Raw genomic sequence first — 6,454 nt, forward strand, 5'->3', positions numbered from 1 at the left:
GATCGGCGGTTATCGTCAGGATCGACGAGCGAATAATTTCAAACTGGCCGGTTTTCACCGAAATTTTATAGACAAACACCGCCGCGACGATAATCCATGCGATTGGCCACAGCCCGTAAAAAAAACCATAGACCACGGCTGCCAGCGCGCGCTCCACCGGCATGCGATAGAAGAACAGCGCGACAGCTAAGGCAATCAGCACCGTTATCGTGCCCGCGATGTAGCCTTTCAGTTTCAGTTTAATCAGCGCGAAAAAGAAAAAGATAATCGGCAACGCGGCGATGAGGCTGGAAAGCCAGATATTTCCACTGGGATCGTAATTTTGTTGCCAAAGGTCCATTGCTGTTCTCCTGGAGTATTCGTTGGGCGTGACAATGAATCGGCTGACGCTGCGTAATGTAAAATTGGTACGGCCAGAGATTGATGTATCAATAATGACAACGGATGGTTAATCAGTTGTTATTTGCTGGCAATAGCTTTGTTCGGAGCGAGTAAAAATTTGTGAGGTATCAGCGGATTTCACGCTCAATTGGTAGGGCCGCCTGCCATGCACAGCAGCCGGGCGTTCGGGCGGGGCGCTGTTCAAATAAGATCGGTTAATAAAATTTTGTTTCAAATCACGTAAAATAAATGTTGCATTTATCACTGCGTTTGGAGCAACTTATTCGTAGCGGCAGTCTATAGTGTTGTTATTACCCTCACGGAGATCGCGAATGGGAATATCCTGTCACGGATCGCAGCATCGTCGTCATCACATCGCTTTTCTTCGCGAGGGCTTTTCCGCCCCAACGCTATTTTCTTCTCTCCTCGTTTCTCATTTCATTACTCAAATCAGACGCCTGGCTGATTCCGCCGTGCGTCTTTTTACGGCCCCTAAAGGCTTAAAAGGAAGCCAAAAACCGCTAAAGCGTTCACGTAATCGCATGCTGTTCAGATGCGGGAAATGAAACCAACTGTAAGGTGCCACTATGGGAAGACAGAAAGCAGTGATCAAAGCGCGTCGTGAAGCAAAACGCGTTCTTCGCAGCGATTCACGTAGCCATCGTCAGCGTGAAGAGGAATCGGTCACTTCGCTGGTGCAGATGGGGGGACTGGACTCAATCGGCATGGCGCGCGATACGCGCGACCACGCGCCCATTGAAGCCAGAAACGCCGCTCAGGCGCACTATCTAACTGCCATAGAGAGTAAAAAGCTGATCTTCGCCACCGGCGAAGCAGGCTGCGGTAAAACCTGGATTAGTGCCGCAAAAGCGGCCGAGGCCCTGATACATAAGGATGTGGACAGGATTATCGTTACGCGGCCGGTATTGCAGGCCGATGAAGATTTGGGATTTCTGCCCGGCGACATTTCTGAGAAGTTCGCTCCCTATTTCCGCCCGGTTTACGACGTTCTGGTTAAACGTCTCGGTTCTTCCTTTATGCAGTACTGCCTTCGCCCGGAAATCGGCAAGGTGGAGATCGCGCCTTTTGCCTACATGCGCGGGCGTACGTTCGAAAACGCGGTGGTCATCCTCGACGAGGCGCAAAACGTCACTGCCGCACAGATGAAAATGTTTCTGACGCGTTTGGGAGAAAACGTCACCGTTATTGTCAACGGCGATATTACCCAATGCGACCTGCCATCGCACGTTCAGTCCGGCCTCAGTGACGCGTTGTCACGCTTTGCTGAGGACGAGATGATCGGCGTGGTTCGTTTTGAGAAAGAGGACTGCGTACGCTCCGAGCTTTGTCAGCGCACGCTTGCCGCTTACGGCTGATCGTCGTCAACTGAAACAGTCCCGGGCATTGGCCCGGGCTTTTTTTTAGCGCGTTTTCCACTCAGTTTCAGGAGCGAGCGTCATCCCTGGCTTTTATTATTACGTCGGTAAGCCGGGAAATGTCCTTATCCGTCGTTCGCCAGGAGCAGATGCTCAGACGGAAGGCAATTCGATCGTTCCAGCGCGTCAGGCCAAACCAGGCTTCACCGGAGCGTTCAACCGCAGCCTGTACCTGACGCGTTACGTTATCGTCCTCGCACGCAATCAAAACCTGATTGAGTACAACGCGATTGAGAACAGTAAAACCGGCTTTTTTCAATGCCGCTGCTGCCTTCGCTGCCTGCGAAATATGCCCCTCAATCAAGCTGGCTACGCCGGAACGCCCAAGCGAGCGCAGCGCCGCCCAGATGAGGATGCCGCGCGCCTTGCGGGAAAATTCTAAGGTAAGATTCCGCTGTGCGTCCTTTGAGGCCGTCGCGTAGACCGCATCGCTGTTCATCGTTTCAGCCAGCGCGTCTGCGTCCCGGCAAATTGCCATGGCGCAATCGTAGGGCGTGTTTAACCACTTATGACCGTCGGTAGTCCAGCTGTCTGCAAGCTCAATCCCCGCAGTAAGATGTTTGTGCTTTGAGGTGGCCCGGGCCCACAGTCCGAAAGCGCCATCAATGTGTACCCATGCGCCAGCGGCCGCAGCGACGGGAAGGATCTCGTTAAATGGGTCGAATTCACCTGTATTGACTTCTCCTGCCTGAAGGCAAAGGATGGTTTTATCATCCAGAGGCGGGAGCCTGGCCGGATCGACAGCGCCGTAATCATTTGTAGGCGCCGTCAAAATATCTTTTTTACCAAAGCCCAGCACGCGCAGCGCTTTCAAAACCACCACGTGAATACGTTCCGACACCACGACTTTTAAGCGTGGCGCGCCGACCAGGCCATTCTCATCAAGATCCCAGCCCTGTCTTTTCAGAAGCGCGCGGCGGGCGGCTGCGATGCAGCTTAATCCGCATGCCGTGGCGGACGTACCAAAGCCGACGGCGCTGCCTCCGGGAAGATCGAGAATATCAAGCACCCATCGCGCCGCGATCTTTTCAATGACTGCCGCCGCCGGCGTGTCTCCGGACTGATCCCAGGTCGCGATGAGGCGATCCGCAGCGGCCGCGACGGGCAGCGAGGCGCCAACCACATAGCCGAAGTAGCGCGGCCCGTTGCTGGCGACGGTTGCCGGCGAACCGGCGTCATCGAGAAGCGCGAGACATTCGGTCGGGCCATGACCGGTTTGCGGGAGTGCTTCCTCAAATTGTGACAATGCCTCAATGGCTTTTTCGTCCGGATAGACGCATCTGGTATTGACAGCTTTCAGATACGCCGAGGCACGTACTTCCGCATCAGCTAACAGCTCGAATTCATTCACCGCCACTTTTCATTCCTCTGGTTCTGCCTCTTTGCGCCCGCCGGACAGTACGGCGAACATCCTGATCTCGCGATAACCTATCCCGTAATGTTGGCGATAACGTTATGCCTTCTCAAACTATCAGTCATTCGGGCGTCGCCACACTGAATTTTTGTCATCATCATTGCCGGATAAAAACGGCGGCAGCCTGACAATGGTCATCGTTGTTTCCCGCTTTTCAGCGCTGCGTAAATGGACATCAGCGTAAATCAACATTAAAATCTAACAGCGTTAAATAAACTTACCACTGGTAGATTATGGCAAAAATACGGCGTGAAGAAGTGATTGATGCCGGTCTTGAATTGCTAAACGAGACGGGGCTTGAAGCGCTGACAATGCGGAAACTTGCGCTGCGGCTTAATGTGGAGGCGGCGTCCCTTTACTGGCACTTTAAAGACAAAACGGCGCTGTTAAATGCGATGGCTTCGGCAATAGTGCTGCGCCATCATCGCATGCCGGTAGCCGGCGACCCAACCGACTGGGCACGGTGGTATACCGAAAATTTCCGCAGTTTTCGCGCTGCGCTTCTGACCCATCGGGACGGCGCAAAGCTGCATGCTGCAACGGCGCCATCGGCAAGCGAATTCGAACAGATCCTTCCTAAAATTGATCTTCTGGTAGCGGCCGGATTTGATGACGACGCGGCGCGCATGGCGCTTCTTGCAGGCGGGCAGTTCACGATGGGAAGCGTGCTCGAAGAGCAGGCGCAGGGTGCCCGAGCGGCATCTGCCGAAGCCGACCCAGGCGAAATGACAAACAGTTTTGATTTTGGACTGAGTTTGCTGGTGGCAGGTCTTCGCAGCCATTTGATCGATAAGCTGAAACAGACGCAGGCTTTTCCTCAACGGTACTGAGAAGGCGCACTACGACCCATTTTCTGCAATGCCGGGTATGTTCTTCGCCGGTGACTAAAACGTCAGCAAAAGGATATTCACAATGCATACACCTGTCACGATTATTGGGGCTGGCCTGGGCGGCCTTATGCTGGCCCGTGTCCTTCATCTGCACGGTATTACGGCTTTTATTTATGAAGCAGAACCCTTCGCCCTGGCGCGTAGCCAGGGCGGATTACTTGATATTCACGACTATAACGGCCAGGTGGCCTTGCAGACAGGCGATCTTGGCGACGGTTTTCGTCGTCTGATCCTTGAAGGTCGGCAGGAGATGCGGATTCTGGACAGGGACGCCGTCGTTTTGTATAAAAAAGCTGACGACGGTAGCGGCGGGCGCCCTGAGGTGCTGCGCGGTGACTTACGTCAGCTGCTTCTCGACTCACTGCCGCCTGATGCCGTGAAGTGGGGATGCAAGGTTGTCAGCGCGCACGCTCTTGGTTCCGGCCAGCATGAAGTGATATTCGCTGATGGTAGCCGCGTTGTGACCGATCTTCTTGTGGGCGCGGACGGTGCCTGGTCAAAGATCAGGCCGCTACTTACTCCTGCCATACCTGAATATACCGGCAGGTCTTTTATTGAAACCTTTATGTATGGCAGCGATACGCGATATCCGTTAACGTCCGCCGCAGTTGGCGGGGGTTCTCTTTTTGCGCTTGCGCCCGGAAAGGGCATTCAGGCTCATCGCGAGAAGGGCGATACGTTGCACACCTATGTGGCGCTAACGAAACCGCTGACGTGGTTTGAGGCGATAGATTTCACCGATTCCGCTGCCGCTGCCGAAAAAATTGCGCAGGAATTCGACGGCTGGGCGGCGGAGCTGATCGTGCCGATCGTGCACAGTGATACGGGGCTGGTATGGCGTCCGCTGTTCACTCTGCCGGTCGGCCATCGCTGGAGTCGGGGCCGCGGCGTAACGCTGATCGGCGATGCGGCACACCTTACTGCCCCAAACGGTGAAGGGGCCAATCTGGCGCTGCTCGACGGTGCGGAGCTGGGGGAAGCTATCGCCGCGCATTCTGGCGACAAAGAAGCGGCTATCGCTGACTATGAACAGGCCATGTTCAGTCGCAGCGCTGAAGCGGCCGCCGACGGCGATGAGCTGCACGAACTGCTTTTTGGCGTCAATTCGCCTCATAGTCTGGTTAATGCTTTCAATGGTAACCGTCAGATTTAGAGAACCCCTCTCACAGAGGGATATGCAACAAAAAAGCCTGAACGTGAATTCAGGCTTTCTCATTTAAATATGGCGGTGAGAGGGGGATTGATTCGCTTCGCTCACCCTGCGGGCAGCCCGCGCTGCGCTTGCGGTCTGTCCAACCGGCAGTTGCCGGTTGTCGAACCCCGGCGGGGGTTCTCATCACCCCTCTCACGGGGGAGTATGCAATAAAAAAGCCTGAACGTTAATTCAGGCTTTCTCATTTGAATATGGCGGTGAGAGGGGGATTGATTCGCTTCGCTCACCCTGCGGGCAGCCCGCGCTGCGCTTGCGGTCTGTCCATCCGGCTGTCGCCGGCTGTCGAACCCCGGCGGGGGTTCTCATCACCCCTCTCATGGCGGAGTATGCAATAAAAATACCTGAACGTTAATTCAGGCTTTCTCATTTAAATATGGCGGTGAGAGGGGGATTCGAACCCCCGATACGTTGCCGTATACACACTTTCCAGGCGTGCTCCTTCAGCCACTCGGACACCTCACCGTATTTTTTCCTCGCCGTCCACAGGACGACGGGGCGCTACTATAGGGAGTCGCCTGTAAAGGGTCAAGCAGTATTTTTTCCTTTTGTTATATCCGGTTAAGGCGTGAGCAAATTGCATAATGATGCCCGGGCGACAAAATGCGCTGTCACACCCGCGACATGTTGCTGACAAAAATTCGTCACAGTTGTGAAGCAGACTGGCTTCCTGAAATCATTAGCAAAACTTTCTCACGGAGCGCCGACGTAATGAAACATACAACGCTGTTCAGCCTTTCACTGATCGCCCTCATCCTTTCTGGTAGTGCGGTTGCCGATAACGTGAACGGGAGCCGTGCGGCCCAGGGCGACCTCACGCAACCCGGCGGCGCGCGTCGCCTGTCACAGGATCAAACCGAGACGCTGAAAGCTTCGCTGACCAATAGCACGGCGAAAAACGTCATTCTGCTGATCGGCGACGGCATGGGCGATTCTGAAATTACCGCTGCGCGCAACTACGCAGAAGGAGCGGGCGGTTTCTTTAAAGGTATTGATGCGCTGCCGCTGACCGGTCAATACACGCATTATGCGCTGGATAAAAAAACGCATAAGCCGGACTACGTGACTGACTCCGCTGCATCGGCAACCGCCTGGAGCACCGGTGTTAAATCCTATAACGGTG

General features: G+C 54.6%; 6 protein-coding genes and 1 tRNA gene. 4 read left to right on the forward strand and 3 right to left on the reverse strand.

Annotated features, from left to right (window positions below; translation table 11 throughout):
• Positions 1 to 340, reverse strand: a 340-nt coding sequence (locus tag GS12_RS21760; protein ID WP_034950864.1) for an L-lactate permease, incomplete at its 3' end; no start/stop codon positions are given.
• A gap of 628 nt (positions 341 to 968) precedes the next feature.
• Between GS12_RS21760 and phoH the strand changes: the two genes are divergently transcribed.
• The gene (phoH, locus tag GS12_RS21765; RefSeq protein ID WP_034950867.1) at positions 969 to 1,757 is read left to right on the forward strand and encodes a phosphate starvation-inducible protein PhoH; all 789 of its coding nucleotides are present in this window, start codon (positions 969 to 971) and stop codon (positions 1,755 to 1,757) included.
• Positions 1,758 to 1,824: 67 nt separating this feature from the next.
• Here phoH and GS12_RS21770 read toward each other — a convergent pair whose 3' ends face one another.
• The gene (locus tag GS12_RS21770) at positions 1,825 to 3,174 is read right to left on the reverse strand and encodes a pyridoxal phosphate-dependent decarboxylase family protein (protein ID WP_235421306.1); all 1,350 of its coding nucleotides are present in this window, start codon (positions 3,172 to 3,174) and stop codon (positions 1,825 to 1,827) included.
• Between the two features lie 290 nt (positions 3,175 to 3,464).
• On the opposite strand from GS12_RS21770, the gene GS12_RS21775 reads away from it, so the two are divergent.
• Both GS12_RS21775 and GS12_RS21780 read left to right on the forward strand, forming a co-directional pair.
• Positions 3,465 to 4,061 (forward strand): TetR/AcrR family transcriptional regulator C-terminal domain-containing protein, encoded by a 597-nt coding sequence (locus GS12_RS21775; RefSeq protein WP_034950870.1) that lies wholly within the window; start codon positions 3,465 to 3,467, stop codon positions 4,059 to 4,061.
• An 82-nt stretch (positions 4,062 to 4,143) separates the two neighbouring features.
• A complete protein-coding gene (locus GS12_RS21780; protein ID WP_034950873.1) occupies positions 4,144 to 5,274 on the forward strand; it encodes an FAD-dependent oxidoreductase in 1,131 nt (376 codons plus the stop codon).
• A gap of 434 nt (positions 5,275 to 5,708) precedes the next feature.
• Here GS12_RS21780 and GS12_RS21785 read toward each other — a convergent pair.
• A tRNA-Ser gene (locus GS12_RS21785) sits at positions 5,709 to 5,796 on the reverse strand.
• Between the two features lie 246 nt (positions 5,797 to 6,042).
• Here GS12_RS21785 and GS12_RS21790 point away from each other — a divergent pair.
• Positions 6,043 to 6,454: alkaline phosphatase (locus GS12_RS21790; RefSeq protein WP_200884549.1), on the forward strand; the 412-nt coding region annotated here is incomplete at its 3' end.

The sequence above is a fragment of the Erwinia oleae genome (assembly GCF_000770305.1).
GTDB classification, from domain to species: Bacteria; Pseudomonadota; Gammaproteobacteria; order Enterobacterales; family Enterobacteriaceae; genus Erwinia; species Erwinia oleae.

Excerpts from the sequence above, each read along its gene's own strand:
- GS12_RS21775 (WP_034950870.1), top strand. The coding sequence starts at position 3,465 with ATGGCAAAAATACGGCGTGAAGAAGTGATTGATGCCGGTCTTGAATTG.
- phoH (WP_034950867.1), top strand. The coding sequence starts at position 969 with ATGGGAAGACAGAAAGCAGTGATCAAAGCGCGTCGTGAAGCAAAACGC.
- GS12_RS21780 (WP_034950873.1), top strand. The coding sequence starts at position 4,144 with ATGCATACACCTGTCACGATTATTGGGGCTGGCCTGGGCGGCCTTATG.